The organism is Exiguobacterium sp. KRL4, assembly GCF_001870785.1.
GTDB lineage: Bacteria > Bacillota > Bacilli > Exiguobacteriales > Exiguobacteriaceae > Exiguobacterium_A.
Genome location: NZ_MOLV01000001.1, coordinates 121,474 through 144,227, shown reverse-complemented (window position 1 = coordinate 144,227; position 22,754 = coordinate 121,474). Strand labels below are relative to the sequence as shown.

Here is a 22,754-nt window from a genome sequence, read left to right as displayed (position 1 = left end):
CTTAAAGCTCTTCATCTCGTGCTAATGCGACTAATACTTTTGTCATATTCGTTTTCGTCATGCGTCCGACAACTTTTAAGATCCCGTCCACTTGTTCGACGACCGGCATGGAATCAATCTGTTTTTCGATCAATTTCATTCCGGCACCAATCAACGTCTCTGATTTTTCACAAACGGTCAAGTTCGGCATCCGGGTCATGATGATGTTGACCGGTAACGAGTCAAGCTCCTGATTCCCGATCGCAGCACGTAAAAAGTCCTTTCGGGACAAGACGCCTACTAGGGCATGATCTTTTCCGACGACGAACAATGAGCCGACGTCTTCGAGAAACAAGTGAACAATCGCATCATACACCGTCATCCCTTCATGAATGACTTTCGCAGAAGACATGAATTCGCCTACCGTCAACGTATCCAGTTTTTCGTGTAACATCGACGCATTTTTTTTACCGACATACATATAGCCGACGCGCGGACGTGCCTCTAGCATCCCTGTCATCGTCAAAATCGATAAATCCGGACGTAAGGTCGCCCGGGTCAAGGAGAGTTCAGACGCAATCTGCTCTCCTGTGATCGGACCATTTTCTTTGACGATTTGGAGTATTTTTTTCTGCCGTTCATTTAACTTCATCGGCTCATCCGTCCTTTATTCACACTAAAGTGAGTGCATTGAATCGTGCGACTTTTTCGATTGCCGTCGCAAATCGTTTCATCTCGCTAAGGCGATTTGTCCGAACCGCTTCATCATCTGCCATGATCATCGTCCCGTCAAAATAGGCAGTGATCGTCGGCACGCTAGCTTCGAGTACTTGAATCGCCCGTTCATAGTCAGAGACTTCGACGGCTGCTTCAATTTCTGGAATCAGCTGTTCGATCTGTTCATGCAACGCACGTTCCGCTTCATTTTCAAAAAGTGTCGGATCGACAGTGACCACGGTCTCCGCTTTTTTCGAAATGTTCAAGACACGGCTGAGCTGTTCGACCGTTTTCTTAAACGTCGGACGTTGCGTCGCCTGTTCGAGCATCGCTGCTCGTTTTTCATTTGCTTCGACCGTCAACTGGGGTTCAAGTGCCGCTTCAATCACATCATGACGATGACCTTTTTCCGACAGACGGAATTTCAGGCGCTGATTGAAGAAGTCTTCCATCGCTGCTTTTACTTGTTCTGCATCGGCTTGATAAAGACCTGCTTTTAGTTGAGCCGTCACCACGAAATCAATCAGTTCTGACAGCGTCAAATCAATCTGGCGGTCCGATAAAATCTGAACGATCCCCTGCGCTTGGCGTCGTAAGGCATAAGGGTCAGCAGAACCACTTGGAATCATACCAACACCAAAGAAACCAGCGACGCTATCCATCTTATCCAAAACAGCTAATACTGTTCCCGTTGCCGTGCTTGGACTTTCATCCCCGGCAAACCGTGGTAAGTAATGTTCACGAATCGATGCTGCAACTTCTGCATCTTCGCCTTTCATGTTGGCATACCGTTCGCCCATCATCCCTTGGAGTTCTGTAAACTCGTAGACCATTTGACTGACGAGATCAAACTTGTAGATTGTTCCGGCACGTTCCACTTTAGCCTGTTCTGCTCCGAAACGATTGGCAAGTTGTAAGGCCATCTCACGGACACGGCGGACTTTTTCGCCTGTCGTTCCGAGTTTTTCATGGAAGACGATTTTATCCAACCGTGCTGCTTGCGCATCGATATCAGCCTTTTTATCTTCTTCATAGAAGAACTGAGCATCTGCAAGACGTGCCCGGATGACCTTTTCGTTTCCGCGGGCGACGTTCTCGATGTGATGCGCATTTCCGTTGCGGACCGTGACGAAATAGTGTAATAATGTCCCGTTTTTCTTCACTGGGAAATACCGTTGATGTTCTTTCATCGTCGTGATGAGGACTTCTTCTGGTAGTTCGAGATAGGCTTCATCAAACGCACCAAACAGAGCAGTCGGGTACTCGACCAAATTCGTCACTTCTTCGAGAAGGGTTGGATCAATCGGTACGTCAAAACCTTCCTGTTCGCTCAATGTTTGAATTTGTTCTTCAATCAACTGACGACGCTTGTCATAACTGACGATGACATGTTCTGCCGCGAGTGCCTCGACGTAGGCGTTCGGACGTAAAATCGTGATGTCTTGTCCGAGGAAACGGTGTCCCCGTGACGTCCGTCCCGTCTCGACAGTGGCCACTTCAAACGGAATGACTTGATCGTCAAGCAAGGCAATCATCCAACGAATCGGACGCATGTACCGTAACGATTGGGTGCTCCACCGCATGTTTTTCGGGAACGACATCGCTTCAACGATTTGTTTTAATCCCGGCATCAATGTCGCCGTTTCTTGTCCCGATTCTTTACGTACCGCGAAGATATACTCCTCGCCCTTTTCTTCTTGTAAGAATAAATCGTCCGTCGTTAACCCTTTTCCGCGTGCAAATCCTTGTGCTGCTTTTGTCCAGTTACCTTCTTCGTCCTGAGCAATCCGTTTAGCAGGACCTTTCAATGTTTCTTCTAAGTCTGTTTGACGCTCTGACATACCCGTGACGAGAACGGCAAGGCGGCGTGGTGTCGAAAACGATTCGATCGTCTCGAACGTAATCCGCGCTTCTGTCAAGAACGTCTTAATCCGGTCTTTTAACTGTGTTTCCGATTGCAGAACGAAACGAGCCGGCATTTCCTCAAGACCGATTTCAAGTAATAATTCATGCATGCGATTCACCTGCTTTCGATTTAATCAATGGGAATCCCAATCGTTCCCGTTCTTCGATGAAGCTTTGGGCACAACGGCGTGACATGTTTCTTACACGATGAATGAACCCTGTCCGTTCCGTGACGGAAATCGCCCCTTTTGCGTCCAGCAGGTTAAAGGTATGTGAACATTTTAAGATATAGTCATAGGCTGGGAACACCAGGTTCTCATCGAGTGCCCGGTTCGCTTCTTTCTCATACTGGTCAAACAATGTGAATAACAGGTCGACATCTGATGTCTCAAATGTATATTTTGAATGCTCGAATTCCGGCTGATAGAAGATATCGCCGTATTTGAATCCATCCGTCCACACTAAATCAAACACACTTTCGACGTCTTGGATATAGGACGCGAGACGCTCGATGCCGTAAGTGATTTCAACAGCAATCGGACTGCATTCGATCCCACCGACTTGTTGGAAATATGTGAACTGCGTGATTTCCATTCCGTTTAACCACACTTCCCATCCGAGACCCGCTGCACCAAACGTCGGATTTTCCCAGTTATCCTCGACAAAACGGATGTCATGTTCAAGTGGATTGATCCCAAGCAGTTCAAGACTTTGTAAGTACAATTCCTGAATGTTATCCGGTGACGGTTTCATGATGACTTGGAACTGATGGTGTTGATACAAACGATTTGGATTTTCTCCGTAACGACCGTCAGCTGGGCGACGGGATGGTTCTGTGTAGCAGACGTTCCATGGTTCTGGTCCGAGACTCCGTAAAAATGTCATCGGATTCATCGTCCCGGCACCTTTTTCCACATCATATGCCTGCATCGTCAAGCAGCCTTGTTCAGCCCAAAACTTTTGCAGTGTTAAGATCATTTCCTGTACTGTCATCTTCAAGACTTACACCTCCAAATTTATGCGGGAACGCAAAAACGTCCCTATGTACAACAAGGTTGTACATAGGGACGAGACAAGCCCGCGGTTCCACCCTACTTGCATGACTAGCATGCCACTCTTTGATCAGGAACACTCAAAAATGCCGTTCACACCCATTTCATTCCCGGCTCACACTATCCCGAAATCGCTTGACTGAACATCAGGTGTTACTCCTTTTTCTCATCGTGTTCGTTTAGTTAGTTCTTCCGCACTTATTCTACCGAACGATCGACCAGTCTGTCAATCGTCTCCGAGATTGAGTAATTGATCCAGAACCCGTTTCGAACGAAGACGAAGACCACTGTACCGTTCCATATAAGCATCCATGATTTGCCGTAATAAACGTTTTGTGTCCGGCTTCACTTCAACCTTACCGATCCGAGAAAAATCATAGACGGAAAATACATAAAGCATCTTAGCGACCGATTCCGTCAAATAGACAGCATGCTCATCTTCGTGCCGATGCCGCCTGCACAATAAGCCACCGTGGTTCAGTGAAAACGCGAATGGCGCTTCGGCACTGCCGCAAACCGTACAGCCGTTTAAGTGCGGGGCAATCCCTAAATGCCGTAATAACCGTAACTCGATGATGAAAGAAACGACATCCGGATCAAGTCCTTCGTCCATCGCCTCTAGACCATCGACGAACAAGTCATACAGTGCCGGTTGCGGTACCCGTTCATCAAGTGCCTTGTCCGCCAGTTCAAGGACATACATCGCATACGCCATCAAAAAAACATCTTGGCGGATGTTCGAATATCCGGTAATGACATCGGCTGACTTCAGTTGACCGAGACCACGCGAACGTGGATACACGTAAACCGCCCGAATGAACGGTTGACTCGCTGCGTTAAAACGGCTGCCTGGTTTTTTCGCACCACGGGCCATGACGGCGAGCTTGCCATATTCACGTGTCAACAGCGTAATGATTTTGTTTGATTCACCATACACGACCGTGCGTAATACAAGCCCTTCCGCCTTATCAATCATCGCTTAATACTCGTCGTCTCGGAAACCGAGTTCACGTAATTGTCCGGCTTTGTTCCGCCAGTCTTTTTGGACCTTCACCCAAAGGTTCAAGTAGACTTTTGTCCCGAGTAACATCTCGATGTCCGTCCGAGCTTCTGATCCGATTTCTTTTAACAAGGCACCACGTTTACCGATGATGATTCCTTTTTGTGAATCACGCTCAATCAAAATCGTCGCATGGATGTCAACCATGTTACCGTCTTCCCGTGTCTTGATCTGATCAATCGCCACAGCAATCGAGTGCGGGACTTCGTCACGCGTCTTTTGCAAAACTTTCTCACGAATCATCTCCGAGATGATAAACCGTTCCGGGTGATCGGTAATTTGATCTGCCGGGTAATACATTGGTCCTTCTGGAAGGATTTTCGCAATCTCTTGTAAAAGAGGTTCGACGTTGTTACCTTGAAGCGCCGAAATTGGAACGACTGCCGCAAAATCCAATTCGTTTTGATACGATTCGATGATTGGCGGGATGTCGTTTGGATGAATCAAGTCAACTTTATTCATGACGAGGATGATTGGTGTATCGAGATCTTTTAGCTTCTCGATAATGAACTCATCCCCTTTTCCTTTAGGTTCCGTCACATTAATCATAAAGAGAATCGCATCGACTTCACGCAACGCATTGGTTGCGACTTTCATCATGAAATCACCGAGTTTATGTTTCGGTTTATGAATCCCGGGTGTATCGATAAAAATCGTCTGCAAGTCGTCTGTCGTGTAGACACCTTGAATCTTATTCCGTGTCGTCTGTGGTTTATCCGACATGATGGCGATTTTCTGACCAATCACACGGTTCAAGAATGTTGATTTCCCGACGTTCGGACGACCGATGATCGAGACAAATCCTGATTTAAATCCTTCTTTAAACATGAAGATCTCCCTTCGTGAATGCACCTGGCAAGAGGGCGCCAACCGTCGTTTCCGTGACATCACCTGTCAAGTTCGTCAAGTAGACCGGCATATCGGCATCACACATCTCAAATAAGACTTGGCGGCACTGGCCACATGGTGCGACCGGACCTTCCGTATCGGCTACGACAGCCATCGCTGCGTATTCGCGTGCATCTTGCGCCCACGCTGAGAAGATGGCTGTCCGTTCAGCACAGTTGCAGAGACCGTATGCTGCATTTTCGATGTTACAACCGTGGAAGACTTGTCCGTCTTTCGTAAGCAAGGCAGCTCCGACTTGGAATTTTGAATAAGGAACATACGCTTTTTCGCGTGCGAGTTTAGCTTGTTCAAGTAATTGTTCTGTTTTCATGTCATTTTTCCCCTTTTAGGAACGGTATTGGCCAAAAAAAGGCCGGATTCTTATTGTACCAAATATGGAACAAAGATGCATAGTGCAATCGCAATTGATGTAAGCGCCAACACAAGAACAGCACCGCTCGCGATGTCCTTTGCCGCTTTTGCAAGTGGATGCCATTCTTCCGTCACGAGATCAACGGTCCGCTCAAAGGCCGTGTTAAACATCTCCGCACTGAGTACGACACCGACTGTTAAACACAAGATAGCTCGTTCCGTCGAAGTCAGTGGTAAGTAAAAGGCAACGAGTAAAACAATCAGACCAATCAGGAAGTGGACTTTCATATGCCGTTCTTCCTTGACAGCTTGGCGTATTCCGTTCATCGCATGAACAAACGGTAACCACCACGTCTTCACAATTTCCCTCGATACAACTCGAAGTGATGCAGGATTTCCTCCTGACGCTTTGTCATGATGTCTTCATCTGCTTTTTCAATGTGATCATACCCTAGTAGATGCAAAAAACCATGCACAGCTAAAAATCCAAGTTCCCGTTCAAAATGATTGCCGTATTCCGCTGCCTGCTCCCGGCATCGTTCGACCGAGATGATTAAATCCCCGAGGACAACTGGTTCGTCTTCAAGCAATTGAAAATCGATTTCATCTTCTCCGAGTTCATCCATCGCAAACGAAATGACGTCTGTCGCTTGATCTTTCCCACGCCATTCCCGGTTAATCTGCTGAATTTCATCATTTGTCACAAACGTGACCGACAATTCGCTGTTTTGTTCAACCTCTTCTTCTGTTGCTGTATAGACTAAAATCGACTCGACCAACTTCAGCTGATCTTCCGTCAACAATGTACCTTCATCTGTTGTATAAATGTTCATGTCAGTTCCTCTTTCTTTAATTCAGGATATTCAATTCGTTCATGGAAAAGTCCAGATAATGTGTGGCACGCACTCTCACCGACACGATAAATATCGCGTGTCGTCATGTCACATTCTGAAAATTGATCATCGAGTAATTTTTCACGAATGATTTTTTTGACCAATTCTTGAATTCCTGTTTCAGTCGGTGCTTTCATGGAACGAACCGCCGCTTCGATTGAATCAACAATCATGATGACAGCTGCTTCCCTCGATTGTGGCTTTGGACCAGTATACCGGAAATCACCTTCGTCGACCTCACCCTGTTCTGTCGCCTTGACGTAAAAATAACGTAATAACGAGGTTCCATGATGTTCCCGGCAAATATCGACGATGACACTCGGTAATTTTGCTTCTTCCAACAATTCAACTCCATCACCCGTATGCGTAAGAATGACCCGTGCCGATTCTTCCGGCTTCAGGCGATCGTGTGGATTAAGACCATGTTGATTTTCAATGAAGTAGAGTGGACGACGGGTTTTGCCTAAGTCATGATAGTAAGCTCCAACACGTGCCAGTAATCCATCCGCCCCAATCGCTTCGCAAGCTGTCTCAGCCAGATTGGCGACCATCATACTATGATGGTACGTTCCGGGTGCCTCGACTAACAGTTTTTTCAGTAACGGATGCGTTGGATTTAATAGTTCAAGGAGACGGGTTGGCGCCAAGATGCCAAACGTCATCTCGAGAAACGGCAACAATCCGATGGCTAAGATTGCGCTTAAGACGCCACTTGCAATCGCAAAACCTATCAAAATCGATGTTTCTTTTAGTTCCAGTTGCCCACTACGCATTAAGACAAACGCGAGGAAGACAGCGATATTGGCAGCAGAAATCGTCAAACTACTGATGAAAATCCGTCGTCGTGACAAGCTGGACCGCAGAAAATACGTCGCAACTAATCCCCCGACCAATAAATAAATCGCAATGTTAAAGCTAAAGTTCTGATTTACACTATAGAAAAAGGTTCCAGCTAGTGCCATGAACAGTGTACTCGACAAGGCAATTCGTTCATTCAGCAAATTACGTAGGACAAGTGCTGAAAAAGCTGTTGGTGTCAGTAGATAAAGTGCTGGATTGATGTCATCCGCTAAAAATGCCATCCCGTATGTGACGATGAGTTGGAGAATGACGACCAGATAGACGAGACTAAATAGCTTCACCTTGCCCATCTTCGCATAACGGAGGTTCGACCGACCAATGAATCCGAATAATAATAAAGTCATCAGTGCACTTAAAATCAATGTGCCAAGCAGCGGCTTAAAGGATTGGCGATCAGAAATTAATCCAACGAGTTTCAGTTGCCGGTACGCATCCTGAGAAATGATTTCTCCACGTTTGACGATGACTTCACCTTCAGAGATCAGCACGGGTTCGACTTTATCGTTCGTTTGCTTACGTAGTTGTTCTGTTTTCTCCGGATCATAGACGTAGTTCGTCACGATCAACTGATCGGTCAACGTTTTTCCAACTGCCTTCATCGAAAATGACAACGGCGACCGTTCAATGTCAAGTCGTGCATTTTCACGAGCTTCTGCGACTTCACCGCCGTCAGAAGAAATCCGTTGCCGCATCGCTTCTTCAATTGCCGTAATGACGACGTCACGGACCGTACTTCGGACCGCGGCCGATGACGTTGCGAGCAGACGCAACTCATCATCCCGTAGCAAGTCAGCAGCTTCCGTCCCCCGAAGACGCTGTTTGATTCGCCCGATGTCTTCTGCCTGCTTGATACCTTTGAGGCTCGCAAACAGCTGTTCGACTTTATCGATTTGCTGTGTTGCGTATTCCTGTTTAACCGTATATTGACTGTCGATTGCCGCGACGGTATTTTCTTTGAGTAACCGAGTTGCTTCGCGGTCTTCAATCGTCAGTGGTGATCGGATATCTTCTTCTGCAATCGAGAATGGTTCTGCCGATAACGCTTCCGGTCGGACACTGACATACATCATCGTTGAGATGATGATGTAGAAGCCAAGCGTCAACAGACCAATCCATATGCCTACTTTTCGCATCCGTTCGTCTCCTTTCCACCCTAAGACTCACCTGTTGCGTGTTAGCCGAGTTCTTGACTATACGCATCAATGATTTTTCGAACAAGTGGATGTCGGACGACATCAGCCGAGCTGAAGTGTTCAAAGTGGATGCCCCGGACATTTCCGAGTAAGTTTAAGGCTTCTTGTAAACCTGACGCCTTCCCGCGCGGTAAATCGACTTGCGTCAAATCGCCTGTGACGATCATCTTCGAATGGAATCCGAGACGTGTCAGAAACATCTTCATTTGTTCTCTTGTCGTATTTTGTGCTTCGTCTAAAATAACAAAGGCGTGCTCGAGGGTCCGTCCCCGCATATAGGCGAGCGGCGCGATTTCAATTACACCACGTTCCAACAAACGTGCGGTATGCTCGACTCCGAGAACATCATGTAACGCATCATAGAGCGGACGCAAATACGGATCGACCTTTTCTTTTAAGTCCCCTGGTAAAAATCCTAAATTTTCACCTGCTTCAACCGCTGGTCGTGTTAACACCAGTCGTTTGACGTACCCTTCCTTCAAGGCACGTGCCGCCATGACGACCGCAAGATACGTTTTCCCGGTTCCGGCCGGTCCGATCCCAAACGTCAGATCACACTTTTCGATTCCACGAACGTAACGGGCTTGCCCAAGCGTTTTGGCTCGGAGTGGTTTTCCTTTATGGTTCGTATGAATAACCGTATCGTACAATTCGAGTAATTCATCTACACGATCTTGTCGAGCGAGTTGAATCGCACTGGTTGCATCACGCTCTGTCAAAACAGCACCTCGATCAACAAGCTGTTTTAAGACACTGACCACCTGCTTAGCTAAAATAACAGACCGTTCTTCTTCTGCCTGCGCCAGTAATTCATCTCCCCGTGGTGTCAGTTGAACATCCAGTTCCGCTTCCATCGTTTTTAGTACGGCATCGTTCGGTCCTACGAATGCTTGAATCTGTTCTGAATTCGAAAATGCGAATGGGATTCTTTCATTAAATATCACGTTATGATTGGCCTCCTAATGATGGATAACAGTATGTCATCGCTATAAGTCTATTCTAGTCCACTTTAGCATTTTCAAAGAATAGATGGAAAGAAAAACCCATCCCCAACACGTTGTTTCCTAGTTTTGCCGAATCTTGATTCCAAACGGTTTATCGTGACCACCGATAGTCAGCTTCTTGAAGCAAAAAAGTGACCCTCGTAAGCACGAGGATCACTTTCTTTAACGAGGCGGTGTTTTCGAGGAACGTTTCGAAACCGGCGGTCCAAGGACTTCGCTCCAAATAATGGCTTGGCGAATTTCTTCTTGTGTCGTATGCATACCCTTTTGCCGATTACGTCGTATACCAATCTCATCGCTTGCAATACTCCCCGTGATTTTACCGATGTTCGACTTCGACTGTTGTTTTTGTGCTTTTAGACGATCTCGTTCATCCAATCGTTGTTGCAATTCAGTCCGTTGATGTTTGACCGGTTGTGTTTGTTTTTGTTGTTTCCGCTTGATCGCAGGAGGAAGATCACGATCCTCCGGTAACCGTGTTTCGACCTGATCGACCATTTTTTTGACATAATCGCCAAATTCCTTTGAGGGAACTCGTGTTGAAGAACTCGTTTTTTTCTGATCAGCTGCCTTGGAGATGACAGAGATGACACCAAAGGCGATCATCAACCCGACCCAAATTAAACTTTCCATCCTAGATCACCCTTTATTGTGAGTCATTCGGCGAAGATTGACCACCAATCGCTTGACGCATTTTCGTATCAGCTGTCACGTTCAAGTAGTTGGCATAATCCATCACGCTGAAGTTGCCGTCACGTAATGCTTCTGCAATCGCAAGTGGGACTTCTGCTTCTGCTGCCACGACTTTAGCCCGCATTTCTTCGACACGTGATTTCATTTCTTGTTCGCTTGCAATCGCCATGGCACGACGTTCTTCCGCTTTCGCTTGGGCGATATTTTTGTCAGCTTCCGCCTGATCGGTCTGAAGAACCGCTCCGATGTTTTTACCGATATCGATGTCCGCGATATCAATCGAGAGGATTTCAAACGCTGTTCCTGAATCGAGACCTTTCGCAAGGACGGTCCGAGAAATCATTTCCGGATTTTCGAGCACTTCTTTTTGATCCTGACACGAACCAATCGTCGAGATGACACCTTCACCAACACGCGCGATGACCGTCTCTTCACCCGCACCACCGACTAAACGGTCGATGTTGGCCCGAACCGTGATCCGCGCTTTTGCTTTTACTTCAATCCCGTTCATCGCGACACCCGCAATGAATGGTGTTTCGATGACTTTTGGGTTAACGGACATCTGTACGGCTTCGAGAACGTTCCGCCCTGCTAAATCAATCGCGGCTGCCCGTTCGAAACTTAGTTCGATGTTCGCCCGGTGTGCCGCAATCAAGGCGTTAACGACACGGTCGACGTTACCACCGGCCAGGTAATGACTTTCCAGTTGATTTGTATTGAGATCGATGCCGGCCTTGACGGCTTTGATCAATGGATTCACGATTTTTGATGGTGTGACACGACGCAGTCGCATCCCAACTAACGTGAAGATTGAAACACGGACTCCGGCGGCGAGCGAGCTAATCCAGAGTGGAATGGGGACAAGCGTAAAGAAGATTGCGAGGAAAATAAGTATTCCTCCCGATATGAGTAAAACGGTCAATAGTTCAGGTGTCATGTGAGTGACTCCTCCTTCGTTTTTTGGACTCGAACGATGACTCGTCCGTGGGTGACGTCTTGGACGACGACTTGCTCGCCCGAGTTGATGAAGCTACCTTCTGTGACCGCATCGACACGATTCCCGTCGATTTCAATCGTCCCTGCAGGGCGAAGCTGTGTCAAACTAGTTCCCACTTTACCACGCAGTTGTTCTTTGTCTTGATGAGATAGATATCCTTTTTCCGACGATGTCGAATCCGTCAAAATCAAGCCTCTCCATAAGAGCGATTGGTTTGATTTAATCCGACGATACGCCCAAAATCCAGCAGCGAGTGATAAAAAAACTGCCAAGCCTATCGCGAGACCGACTTGACCAACCGTTGCTCCGGCCATGATCAAACTCGCGAGGACAGCGCCGATGCCAAGCACACCAAAAATACCGAATCCTGTCACGAATATTTCGATCAGCAACATGATGACACCGATCATGAAGACCGCTAAAATCATCCCTAAGCTAAAAGACATTACTTCGTTCACCCCTTTTTCATCGGAATCAGACGACATACGATGTTCCTTCATTCTGAGCATGGTTCGTTGTTACTATTATTATATACGCTTTCATCTTTAAAAAGGTTTCATAACTCTTTTTAAGTTCCGAAAATTCTAACAACTCCAAAACAAAAAAAGGCATCCCGAAGGACACCTTTCAAAACGGGTTAATGCAGTTGTTGTTTAACAAGGCGATTAATTAGAGCACCGTCCGCTTTACCCTTAAGTTGCGGCATGACGATTCCCATTACTTTCCCCATATCAGAAGGAGCAGAGGCACCCGTCTGCGCAATAGCTGCGTTGACGATTTCCTGGACTTCTTCTTCCGAAAGTTGTTTTGGCATATAAGCTTCGAGCACGATTATCTCTGCTTGAATCTTCTCGACGAGGTCGTGACGATCAGCGCGTTCGAATTCTCGGAGGGAGTCGTTGCGCTGTTTCATCTCACGTGAGAGTATAGTTAGCTCTTCCTCATCAGTTAATTCTTGCTTACCGAGTTTAATCGCTTCATTTTGCAGGGACGACTTCACCATCCGAATCGTCGTAAGACGATCTTTCTCACGCGAACGCATGGCTTCCTTCATATCCACTGTCAAACGCTCTTGAAGACTCATGAGGATACACCCTCTCTTACGTTAGAACTTCTTACGCTTACGCGCAGCCTCCGATTTAAGCTTACGTTTTACACTTGGCTTTTCGTAGTGTTTACGTTTACGAACTTCAGCAAGCGTACCATCTTTTGAAACACCACGTTTGAAGCGGCGAAGTGCGTCTTCAAGTGATTCATTTTTACGTACACGAGTTTCCACTAGTTTTCCCTCCCTCCGATATTACCGACTAAAGGAAACGTGTCAGACACGTCATACAACATTATAGTAGGAATATACAATTTGGTCAATAGTTGATTGACCGGTTTTGAATCATTCCCGAGATGTTCCTTTTTGTTCTTTTCTATCCTCTCATGTCACCCCATTATTTACAACAGATTCATGGTTTTTTGCTGAAAAAAACCGAAATATTTTGTAAGCGCTTTCGTAATATTTTTGAAATGTTTTGTCAAAACGGTGAATGATGTGTCAAAATAGACACAGTTATCTGAAAAAGGAGTTGTTCTCATCTATGAAAGAAGCCAAACGAATCATTTGGGGATTGGTCCTCGGGATTATCCTCGGAATCATTCTCGCGACGTTACCCGACAAATCAATCTACGAAGGATTGAATAAGTATGCGCTCCAACCAATCGGGACGATTTTCCTGAACCTGATCAAGATGCTCGTCGTCCCGATCGTCTTCTTCTCGATTTCCCTTGGTGTCATGGGACTCGGGAATCCAAAAGAACTTGGTCGCGTCGGCGGAAAAGCCATCACCTATTTCATGACGACAACGGCTGTTGCCATCGTCATTGCACTTGGCTTGGCGTTGTTGATCAAACCAGGGACGTTCGGCACCTTTGCGACAGACAATTTAAAGTATGATCAAGGGAATTTACCAGATACTAGCTTGATCAATACAATCGTCGGGATGTTCCCGACGAATCCGATTGCTTCGATGGCAGAAGGCAACATGTTACAACTGATCGTCTTCAGTGTCTTCATCGGATTCGGGATTACGTTCCTCGGTAGTAAGGCCTCGACGTTACGTTCGTTCATCGAACAAGGAAATGACTTGATGACGTACTTGATTGGTCTCGTCATGAAGATGGCACCGCTCGGCGCATTTGCTTTGATTGCCTCTGCCGTTGGTGCACAAGGATTTGATTCACTGAAAGCAATGGCGCTTTATATGGGAGTCGTTATCTTGGCACTGGTCGTTCATTCTTTACTGACGTATGGCTCAACGGTCTCGTTGCTCGGAAAGATGAATCCGTTTTTCTTCTTTAAAAAGTTTGCCCCGGTCATGTTGTTTGCCTTCTCGACTTCGTCATCGAACGCGACGTTACCGGTCGCGATGCAAACGGCACAACGTGAGTTAAAAGTTCCACGATCCGTATCGAGTTTCGTCCAACCGCTTGGTGCGACGATCAATATGGATGGTACAGCAATCATGCAAGGGGTCGCGACGGTCTTTATCGCTCAGGTGTATGATGTCAGCTTGTCACCGGCGCAACTGGCAACAGTCGTCCTGACTGCCGTTCTCGCGTCTGTCGGAACAGCCGGCGTACCGGGTGTCGGTCTCGTCATGCTGACGATGGTTCTCCAGTCCGTCAACCTGCCTGTTGAAGGGATCGCCTTGATCATCGGTGTCGATCGCCTGCTCGATATGATGCGGACAGCCGTCAACATCACGGGTGACGCTGCTTGTGCCGTCATCGTCGCGAAATCGGAAGAAGGTAACCTGAACGAAGAAGAGGAAGAAGACGAGCGTTACGCTTAACTTTTCCTTGATCGAAAAAAAAACGTATCGCCACCGTGAGTCATTCACAGAGGCGATACGTTTTTTGTGCTTTATTTTTTTAACACGTAAGAACTGATTGGATCGACCGTAAGGCTGCCCGACACTTTTTTAAGTGTTTTCGTTCCGGCGGTTTTACCATCGACGATCACATTCCATGTTCCTTTTGGTAACGTCATCTTGACGGCTTGACGTTTTGCATTATGAACGACGTAAAGATCCGTTTTTTGTTGCGGCGCATCATCTGATAATTGATACGCTACAACCTGCTCCGGTGACGATGTGAACGTCAAGTAGCGGCGGATGTCTTTTGCTGTTCCTAAATGAAGAACAGGATTCGCTTTTCGGACTTGAATCAGTCCTTTCATGTAATCGACATCAGCTTGACGGTCCATTTTTAATTTCCAATCCAGTTGATTGACGGAATCCGGTGACTTGTACGAATTGTGGTCGCCACCTTTTGTCCGCATGAAATCTTGACCGGCATGGATGAAAGTTGTTCCTTGTGACGTCAGCAGGATGCTTGACGCCAAGCGATGCATCTTTGTTTTCGTCGCATCGGTATCTTGCGGATTCGTTAAGTTCAACTTGTCCCATAATGTGTGGTTATCATGGGCTTCGACATACGTGATGGCTTGATCTGGTTCTGCTGTGAAACCGGTGATTTCTTTGTTATAGGCAATCTCACCGACAACCCCGCGCTTGATGCGTGTTTCAAGACCTGCCTTGCCGTTGACGAAACCGGCTTCCGTATCTTCAAAAACACTTCCTTTGAGCGCATCACGCAAGTTGTCGTTAAAGTGTGCGATGCCCGGCATCTGCTTGGCATTCGTCTGATTGGCTTTTTCTGCTTCCGGAAGTGGTGTTCCAAGACTCCACCCTTCTCCGAAGACGAGGATCGACGGATCGATTTTAGTTGTCGTCCGTTTGACGGCATTCATCGTCTTAACGTCATGAATCCCCATTAAATCAAAACGGAATCCGTCCCATCGGTATTCTTTTGCCCAGTAGTCAACCGAATCGACGATCAGTTTATGCATCATCTTGCGCTCGGAAGCGGTATCGTTTCCGACACCTGTGCCGTTCGCCAGATCGCCGCCTTCTGTGTAGCGGTAATAATAGCCTGGGACGATTTTATCCAAGTTCGAAGCTTTCGCATCAAACATATGGTTATAGACGACGTCCATGACGGCACGTAATCCGTTATCGTGTAATCCTTGAATCATTTGTTTCATCTCTTTGATCCGGACTTTTGGATCATAGGCATTGGTTGCGTAAGAACCTTCAGGCGCATTGTAGTTTTTCGGATCATAGCCCCAGTTGTATGTTTTAAGCGGGTTCGTCTCATCGACGGACGCCGTATTAAAGTCATACACCGGAATGAATTGGACGTGGGTGATTCCGAGTTCTTTTAAGTGATCGAGTCCTGTTTTCGTTTTTGTTTTTTTACCGTTTTTCATCAAACGTGTGCCCGGTTCGACGACACCAAGATACTTCCCTTTTTGTTTGATGCCTGAATCGTATGTGTTTCCTGTCACATCAAACATCGACAAGTCACGGACATGCGTTTCGTAAATAATGGCATCCGTCGCTTGTTTCAGCGGCATTTTTGTTTTCGTCCAACGTTTTGGATCCGTTTCGTTTAAATCAACGATGACTCCTTGATCCCCGTTGACGGCAACAGCCGTCGCATATGGATCAACTGCTCGTGTCGTTTCTTTGGCATGTGTGACTTCATACGTATAACCTGTTCCGTCGAGGTCTCCCTTGACCGTAACGGTAAAGACACCACGGTCGCCGCGGACCATTTTTACTTCACGCACGATATCTTTTGTTGTTGCTGCTTGTTTTTTCGGTAACTTGTACAATTCGAGTTCCACTGCTTGGGCAGTCGGTGCCCAGACACGGAACGTCGTTTTGCCTTTTTGATAGACCGTACCGAGTTTGCCGTCGTATGCATATTTTTTGTCGAAGGCATCGGAACGTAATACTTTCCCGGCTTCTAAAATCCCTTCGCCAAAGACCGGATGTGACACGGTGACGATATTCGCAAGATCAATGTCCGACGCTACAGTGACTTCAAGTGTTTTCGCATCGACTTGTTTTACGACCGGATTGACCAACCCTTTAAACGTTAACGTTTTCAAATCATCCGCCGCAATCGGCGAGTTGGTTTTCAGCGTCATGGTTTTAAAATCGTCGGCTAAGAAACTTGTGAATTTCGGTGTCCGGTCGATGTCTGGTTTACTGTAATAGACTGTCTGGTCGCCTTCAATCAACCAAATGTCCTTTGCTCCAGCGTAATAAAAACGATCCGCCCCGTCTTTTTCAGACCATCCTTCGATGTGTGGGATGATCCCGACAAGACGTTCCTTTGTCGTGTTCGTCAATGTGACGTTGGCAACAGCACCAAACTCATCTTGACCATTAAATTCAAATCGTTTTCCATCCTGGGCGTTTGGCCATGCCCATACCCCGTACTTGTCATAATCATTATTGTAACGGTAATAATGAATGTTCGTATTGACGTCCTCGACGTCGCTGCCACCCGTTGGATTGACAGGTGATACTTCTTTACTGCCTGACTCGATCCACACTTCTGCGACGCCATCTTTGATCATGTCTTTTGTGATGAAGCGGTCGCTTTCTGAACCGGGATCTTTGTTCCACGAATCATCGCGGACGATGAAGCCGATTTTTTCCGGTTGATCCACTGGAAACTCATAAGCTGCGATTTTTCCATAAGCATCTTCGCCGTTAAAGGCGTGAGCCTTATTCGGGAAATAATCAGGTCCGTTCGCCCATAACCAGAGATTCCAATCTTTTTCTGACGTTTTATCTTCTTTGTAGTGAATGATGACGAGTGTCGATTTGCCTTTTTCCAGTGCCAAGCTATTTACTGGAAACAAACTAAACATCAGTGCAAACGTTAGCACAACTGCACAGACTGATTTCAATCGATTCATGCCGTATCCTCCTTGGATTTATGTAATCGTTTTCATTTCCATTCTCCATTCGTTCTGCCTGTCTGTCAAAGCTTATTTTAGTCTGCTAAAGAAAATAAGACTTTTGGACCAACAAGCGAAACGATAAAAAAGACTGCGTAAAAGGATTTCCTTTTGCACAGTCCTTGAAAACGATCTGATTAACTTTTCACCAATTCGTCGATCGCCTGTTTGGCTTCTTGCATCGATTGATCCGAGGCAAAGAAATACCAGACGCCATCACTCGCGATGTATCCCTCACCGTCCAGTTTGAGCGGTTTCAGACGTTCAAACCCGGTTTGGTTTTCTTGCGCCAGTTGAGCCGCTTCTGAAAACGTGATATTCGTGCTGAAGTTGTTTTTCAGGACACGACTGACTTCTTCTAAATTCGTCAGGACATCGGGACCGGCAAGTTTCATGCCGACCGCTTCCAGGACCTGCCGTTGACGGATTTGCCGTCCCATATCGCCGAGTGGATCTTGTTTTCGCATACGGGCATATCCACTCGCCTCGAGCCCATCGAGTTTGATTTTCCCTTCAGCGTAGTCTTTTTGCAGGCGGCGGTCATTCCAACTGAAAGCAGATGGATTGTCAACCGTCACACCACCGACCGCATCGACAAGTTCAATCAATCCGTCCATGTTGATTTTGGCATAGTACGGGACTTTGGTCTCAAACGTCTGCTCGACCGTCTCAATCGTCTCTTCGACGCCTCCGTAAGCATACGTGTGATTGATTTTGGTTTTCTCACCATTTGCGATCGTCACCTGCATATCACGCGGAATCGAAAGGGCGGTCGCTTGTTTTGTTTTCGGATTAAACGATAGCAACATGATCGCATCGGCTCGTCCCGGATCATTTTTTCGCTCATCGACTCCAATCAATAAAACATTGACCGGTTGCATCACTTCAAGCGGGAGCTTTTTTTCCCCTTTTAATGGCGTGATGAACGAATCAGCTGTTTGCTGGAGCTTTAAGAATGCATATCCTGTCGTCGCACTGATCGTTAAGACAAATAACAACAAGACGGCACTCACGATCCGCCAGCCAATCGGCCGTTGCTTTTTTCGTAGACGTGATCTCATGCGGTACCTCCCTTACAATTTCTGCTGATACGTCTTCATCAAGCCAGCGATGTTCGCATTGTGTAAAAAGACGACGGCATCCACATTTTTTTGCTTCGCGAATTCAGAAGCATCAAAATCTTTATTGACGTATCGCACATCAACGACCTCAAGATTGGCACTCTTGGCGAGAAACGGGAGGACCGGATTCGCAAACGAGTCCTTGAGGACAAGTAACTTTGGTCCCTTCGTCTTCGATGTCATCGATAAAATGCCATGGTTGCCGCGCATGAACACTTCATAACGATCGGCATAATCCCCCTCTTCTTTGATGAATTGCTCATCAATCAGCGGCTGACGACATTTGTTGTCGTAACAGACGTCAATGCCCTCAAATTGGTTGGCATCGTAATATTCAATTTTGTCTCCTGCGCTCGCATACGCAAGCGTCGTCTTACGGGCGAGTGAACCAAAGTAAGGATGTTCCGATGACCGTTTTGCCTGAGGATCCATTGCGACTTTTTTTAAGGTCGGCTCTGTTTTTCCAACCGTACGAATGATCTCGTCATACGCTTGATAGGCACCATCTATGTTCCAGTGATGGTCTGTCTTAAAGTAATCCGTCAACTTTAACGCATCTAGGGGAATTGATGTAATTCCTGCTTTCGTAAAACCGGCTTGCATCGTTTTGTACCGTTGCTCGGCGTTTGATGCGACGTAGTTCGGAATGATTCCATCCCGTTCCGCAATAACGGTTTTGGATGGTGCAAGTGCGAAGTAGACCGGACGGTTCACCTCTTGCGTGAACTGTTGAAAAGCACTCGGGATGACCGGTTGTACCGCTTGACTCGGTTCAATCAAGTAGCCGTCTTTAGCCGTATAAATGCCGTTGCGGAACGGCTGCCGGAGAACATTTTTTGATAATCGGGCCTGCATTTCAACAAAGGTTCCGCGCAACACTAATTGATCGGTGAAATAGCTTTCCACCTTCACCATATCTTCACCCGAAACAACACCTTGAACGGTCGGCTTAACAGACTGTGCAAGGGATCGATTTTCAAGCTGGGAACTGACTCGGTCTTCCCGAAGGATCGTGCCCACGCCAATCGCTATCAAGATGACGAAAAAACTGATTGTCGTCATCCACATCATCTTCCGTTCAAAGGAAGATGACGGTTGACCGACCTCTTTTGGCTTTAATTTGCGTTCGATTGGTTGTGCCATTTCGTCTTCTCCTTTCTAGAAACGGAAATAAATAAAGGGATTAAACGTACTTGCGACCAGCGCCGATGTGGCGAGGAACAACAAGACCATCGCATATCCATATTGCATCGTCTGTCCAATTTTGCCCGATGCCTCGACAAATCGTTCACCGATCCGTTTCGGAATCGGAGTCGCAGCAAGACACGCGAGCGCTAAGATTACACCATTTTGGACGAGTTGATAACTCGCGCGGTCATCCCACACAACATCCGGGACAAACATCGCTTGGATGTATGTGATCGCTTCCGGGAACGTTTCCGCCCGGAAAAAGACCCACCCGACTAAGACGAGCACCAGCGTCCAAACGGTCGCGAACACGGGAACCCGCGCCAGCAACTTCCCAAGGAAGGCTTTCTCGAGCATAATCCAGATTCCGTAGTAGACCCCCCAGGCAACAAATGTCCAACTCGCGCCATGCCAAAGTCCGGTCAACATCCAGACGATTCCGAGATTGCGATACTGTTTCCACGGTGACACCCGGTTTCCTCCAAGAGGAATGTAGACATAATCCCGGAACCAGGAGCCTAACGAAATATGCCACCGGCGCCAAAATTCAGATACTGATTTTGAAATGTACGGATAGTTGAAGTTTTCGAGAAAATGAAACCCAAACATCAATCCCAGTCCAATCGCCATGTCACTGTAGCCGGAAAAATCAAAATAAATTTGTAAGGCATAGGCGATGATTCCAATCCAGGCCAGTCCCATCGATAAATCCTTCATGTTAAAAATCGTATCTGCGACTTGCCCGCATCCGTTCGCTAAAATCAATTTTTTGGATAAGCCAATGATGAAGCGACGGACCCCTTGTGCAAATTCAGGCAAGGTTTCCCGCCGGTGATTGATTTCGTCCGCAACCGTCTCGTAACGAACAATCGGACCGGCAATCAATTGTGGAAACAACGCGATATACAAAGCGAGATCGAGCGGGTTTTTTTGGACTTGTCCCGCTTGACGATACACATCAATGACGTAACTCATCGCCTGGAAAGTAAAGAATGAAATCCCGATCGGTAAGACAACTTCCGGGACAAACAACGCCGTTTGAAACGTCTCGTTGATCGACGTGACAAAAAATCCGCTGTACTTAAACCAACCGAGCAACCCAAGGTTGACCGTAATCATACTGAACATGATCCACTTGACACCAATCCGCGTACGATACGTGTGTACGGCTAATGCAAACAAATAGTTGATCAAAATACTAGTCAGCATCAATAACACGAATCTTGGTTCACCCCAGGCATAAAAGAAAAGGCTCGCTACGAGGAGCCAGCCGTTCCGAAACGTGCGTGGCAACAAATGGTAGACAAGCAACACGATCGGTAAGAATAAAAATAAAAAAATCGTCGAACTAAATAACATGATAGGATTCCTCCTGTTTGAGCGGAACAAGTCGGTTGACATGTAATGTCGTCAACCGAACCCGCATATCTCCTTCAAGTAAAAACTTGAATGCAATCTTAAAGTAGTCAGCGCCTTTGACTCGGTCCAGTTGTAACGTACATGTCGTCGGTCCGTTGACTGTCAGCCACTCTGTTTCAGAATGCATCCGTTTTTTTTGACCGTACTGCATTTTGAATATTTGGATGTCGCACGATTGACTGGTCTCCAGTTCACAAGTGACCGTAATGACCTCTGCTTGTTCAAATGCAGCGTCCGAACGATACAGCTTCGATGGTGGATATTGAAATCCTTGATCGAACAATTGAATGTATAACTTATCGGTCGGATCCGCCTGTTGAAAATCGAACCAGACACCGTCTGCATCTTCTTCGAGTAGAATTTTTTCTCGGTTGCCCTGCGGAAAAAATTGATAGCTTGCCAGTTCAAGTGAGTGAGCACTCATACGGGTACCTCACTCAAAATCGCATCGACGATTCGCTCTGCCGCATGACCGTCTCCATATGGATTCGCCGCTTGCGCCATTGCTTCATAGGCGGCCTGATCCGTCAGCAACAGATGTCCCATGGCGTAGATTCGCTCCGGATCCGTCCCGACGAGCTTCAGCGTCCCCGCTTCGACGCCCTCAGGACGTTCTGTTGTGTCACGTAAGACGAGAACCGGTACACCAAGCGAAGGTGCTTCCTCTTGAATTCCACCAGAATCCGTCAAAATCAGAGTCGACCGGGCTGCCAAGTTATGAAAATCAAAGACATCTAACGGCTCAATCAATCGAATTCGTGGATGGTGGTTCAATTGTTCCGCCGCCTCGAGGACAATCGGGTTCGGATGGACCGGATAAACGATTTCGATATCTGGATGACTGTCCGCCAATCGTTCAATGGCATCAAAAATCTGCGACAATTGAAGATGGTTTTCCCGACGGTGAACGGTCAACAAAACCAGCTTCCGTCCGCTTGCAGCAAGATCCTTCAACACCGGGTGTGTGTAGTCCGTCGAAACCGTTGTTTTTAAAGCGTCGATGACCGTATTTCCTGTCACGATGATCGGACTTTTTTTGTTTTCCAAGCGCAAATTTTCCGCTGCCTGATCCGTCGGAGCAAAATGGTAATCAGCGAGTACACCTGTCAATTGACGATTCATCTCTTCCGGGAACGGTGCATACTTCTGATACGTCCGTAAGCCGGCTTCGACATGACCAACCGGAATCTGTTGGTAAAAGGCTGCAAGCGAAGCCGCGAATGTCGTTGTCGTATCCCCATGGACCAACACCAAATCCGGTTGCTCTTTTTCCAAGACACGACGCATCGCATTTAAAATCCGTGCCGTCATCTCTTCGAGTGTCTGGCGTGGACGCATCAAGTCTAGATCATGGTCTGGAACGATTTGGAACAGTTCAAGGACTTGATCGAGCATTTCCCGGTGTTGTGCCGTCACGACGACAATCGGTTCGACTCCTTCTCGTTTTTCCAATGCTTTGACGACAGGCGCCATCTTGATTGCTTCCGGTCTCGTTCCGAACACTAACATGACTCGTTTCATTCGTTCCATCCCCTATCCGTTA

The 22,754-nt window shown here is 46.9% G+C and carries 22 protein-coding genes; 1 reads left to right on the top strand and 21 read right to left on the bottom strand.

The window, feature by feature from the left end; all coding sequences use genetic code 11:
- Position 1: 1 nt before the first annotated feature.
- The 15 genes from ccpN to rpsU form a co-directional block, all read right to left on the bottom strand.
- A complete protein-coding gene (gene ccpN, locus BLD48_RS00650) occupies positions 2–631 on the bottom strand; it encodes a transcriptional regulator CcpN (protein WP_014969814.1) in 630 nt (209 codons plus the stop codon).
- A 19-nt stretch (positions 632–650) separates the two neighbouring features.
- Positions 651–2,711, bottom strand: a complete 2,061-nt coding sequence (gene glyS, locus BLD48_RS00645) for a glycine--tRNA ligase subunit beta (protein ID WP_071498515.1) — start codon at positions 2,709–2,711, stop codon at positions 651–653.
- Positions 2,704–3,594: a glycine--tRNA ligase subunit alpha gene (gene glyQ / locus BLD48_RS00640; RefSeq protein ID WP_026833630.1), complete on the bottom strand. Its 891-nt coding sequence runs from the start codon at positions 3,592–3,594 to the stop codon at positions 2,704–2,706. Before glyQ ends, glyS begins: the two co-directional genes overlap by 8 nt.
- A gap of 285 nt (positions 3,595–3,879) precedes the next feature.
- On the bottom strand, positions 3,880–4,629 hold the full coding sequence (recO, locus tag BLD48_RS00635) for a DNA repair protein RecO (RefSeq protein ID WP_071498514.1): 750 nt from the start codon (positions 4,627–4,629) through the stop codon (positions 3,880–3,882).
- A gap of 3 nt (positions 4,630–4,632) precedes the next feature.
- Entirely contained in the window at positions 4,633–5,541 is a 909-nt protein-coding gene (era, locus tag BLD48_RS00630) for a GTPase Era (RefSeq protein WP_014969810.1), read from the bottom strand.
- Entirely contained in the window at positions 5,534–5,932 is a 399-nt protein-coding gene (locus BLD48_RS00625) for a cytidine deaminase (RefSeq protein WP_014969809.1), read from the bottom strand. Before BLD48_RS00625 ends, era begins: the two co-directional genes overlap by 8 nt.
- A 50-nt stretch (positions 5,933–5,982) precedes the next feature.
- Positions 5,983–6,333, bottom strand: coding sequence for a diacylglycerol kinase family protein (locus tag BLD48_RS00620; protein WP_071498513.1), 351 nt, complete (start codon positions 6,331–6,333; stop codon positions 5,983–5,985).
- Positions 6,330–6,806 carry an rRNA maturation RNase YbeY gene (gene ybeY, locus BLD48_RS00615; protein ID WP_071498512.1) on the bottom strand — a complete coding sequence of 159 codons (477 nt, stop codon included), beginning with the start codon at positions 6,804–6,806 and terminating at the stop codon, positions 6,330–6,332. Before ybeY ends, BLD48_RS00620 begins: the two co-directional genes overlap by 4 nt.
- Positions 6,803–8,860: an HD family phosphohydrolase gene (locus BLD48_RS00610; protein ID WP_071498511.1), complete on the bottom strand. Its 2,058-nt coding sequence runs from the start codon at positions 8,858–8,860 to the stop codon at positions 6,803–6,805. Before BLD48_RS00610 ends, ybeY begins: the two co-directional genes overlap by 4 nt.
- Positions 8,861–8,901: 41 nt before the next feature.
- Entirely contained in the window at positions 8,902–9,864 is a 963-nt protein-coding gene (locus tag BLD48_RS00605) for a PhoH family protein (protein ID WP_071498510.1), read from the bottom strand.
- 222 nt (positions 9,865–10,086) lie between these two features.
- A complete protein-coding gene (locus BLD48_RS00600; RefSeq protein WP_071498509.1) occupies positions 10,087–10,557 on the bottom strand; it encodes a hypothetical protein in 471 nt (156 codons plus the stop codon).
- Between the two features lie 13 nt (positions 10,558–10,570).
- On the bottom strand, positions 10,571–11,554 hold the full coding sequence (gene floA / locus BLD48_RS00595; protein ID WP_071498508.1) for a flotillin-like protein FloA: 984 nt from the start codon (positions 11,552–11,554) through the stop codon (positions 10,571–10,573).
- Entirely contained in the window at positions 11,551–12,060 is a 510-nt protein-coding gene (locus tag BLD48_RS00590; RefSeq protein ID WP_071498619.1) for an NfeD family protein, read from the bottom strand. Before BLD48_RS00590 ends, floA begins: the two co-directional genes overlap by 4 nt.
- Positions 12,061–12,251: 191 nt before the next feature.
- Complete coding sequence (locus tag BLD48_RS00585; RefSeq protein WP_071498507.1) at positions 12,252–12,698, bottom strand: GatB/YqeY domain-containing protein; 447 nt, start codon at positions 12,696–12,698, stop codon at positions 12,252–12,254.
- Between the two features lie 21 nt (positions 12,699–12,719).
- The gene (rpsU, locus tag BLD48_RS00580; protein ID WP_012369719.1) at positions 12,720–12,893 is read right to left on the bottom strand and encodes a 30S ribosomal protein S21; all 174 of its coding nucleotides are present in this window, start codon (positions 12,891–12,893) and stop codon (positions 12,720–12,722) included.
- A 310-nt stretch (positions 12,894–13,203) separates the two neighbouring features.
- Between rpsU and BLD48_RS00575 the strand changes: the two genes are divergently transcribed.
- A complete protein-coding gene (locus tag BLD48_RS00575; RefSeq protein ID WP_071498506.1) occupies positions 13,204–14,457 on the top strand; it encodes a dicarboxylate/amino acid:cation symporter in 1,254 nt (417 codons plus the stop codon).
- 71 nt (positions 14,458–14,528) lie between these two features.
- Here BLD48_RS00575 and pulA read toward each other — a convergent pair whose 3' ends face one another.
- From pulA to wecB, 6 genes are all read right to left on the bottom strand, one after another.
- Positions 14,529–17,441, bottom strand: a complete 2,913-nt coding sequence (gene pulA / locus BLD48_RS00570; protein WP_083412206.1) for a type I pullulanase — start codon at positions 17,439–17,441, stop codon at positions 14,529–14,531.
- A gap of 179 nt (positions 17,442–17,620) precedes the next feature.
- The gene (locus tag BLD48_RS00565) at positions 17,621–18,544 is read right to left on the bottom strand and encodes an LCP family protein (RefSeq protein ID WP_071498504.1); all 924 of its coding nucleotides are present in this window, start codon (positions 18,542–18,544) and stop codon (positions 17,621–17,623) included.
- Positions 18,545–18,556: 12 nt separating this feature from the next.
- Positions 18,557–19,747 (bottom strand): DHHW family protein, encoded by a 1,191-nt coding sequence (locus BLD48_RS00560; RefSeq protein WP_071498503.1) that lies wholly within the window; start codon positions 19,745–19,747, stop codon positions 18,557–18,559.
- Between the two features lie 15 nt (positions 19,748–19,762).
- Positions 19,763–21,151, bottom strand: coding sequence for an MBOAT family O-acyltransferase (locus BLD48_RS00555; RefSeq protein ID WP_071498502.1), 1,389 nt, complete (start codon positions 21,149–21,151; stop codon positions 19,763–19,765).
- Positions 21,141–21,635: a hypothetical protein gene (locus BLD48_RS00550; protein ID WP_071498501.1), complete on the bottom strand. Its 495-nt coding sequence runs from the start codon at positions 21,633–21,635 to the stop codon at positions 21,141–21,143. The genes BLD48_RS00555 and BLD48_RS00550 overlap by 11 nt, the downstream gene beginning before the upstream one ends.
- Complete coding sequence (gene wecB, locus BLD48_RS00545; RefSeq protein WP_071498500.1) at positions 21,632–22,732, bottom strand: non-hydrolyzing UDP-N-acetylglucosamine 2-epimerase; 1,101 nt, start codon at positions 22,730–22,732, stop codon at positions 21,632–21,634. The genes BLD48_RS00550 and wecB overlap by 4 nt, the downstream gene beginning before the upstream one ends.
- Positions 22,733–22,754 lie beyond the last annotated feature (22 nt).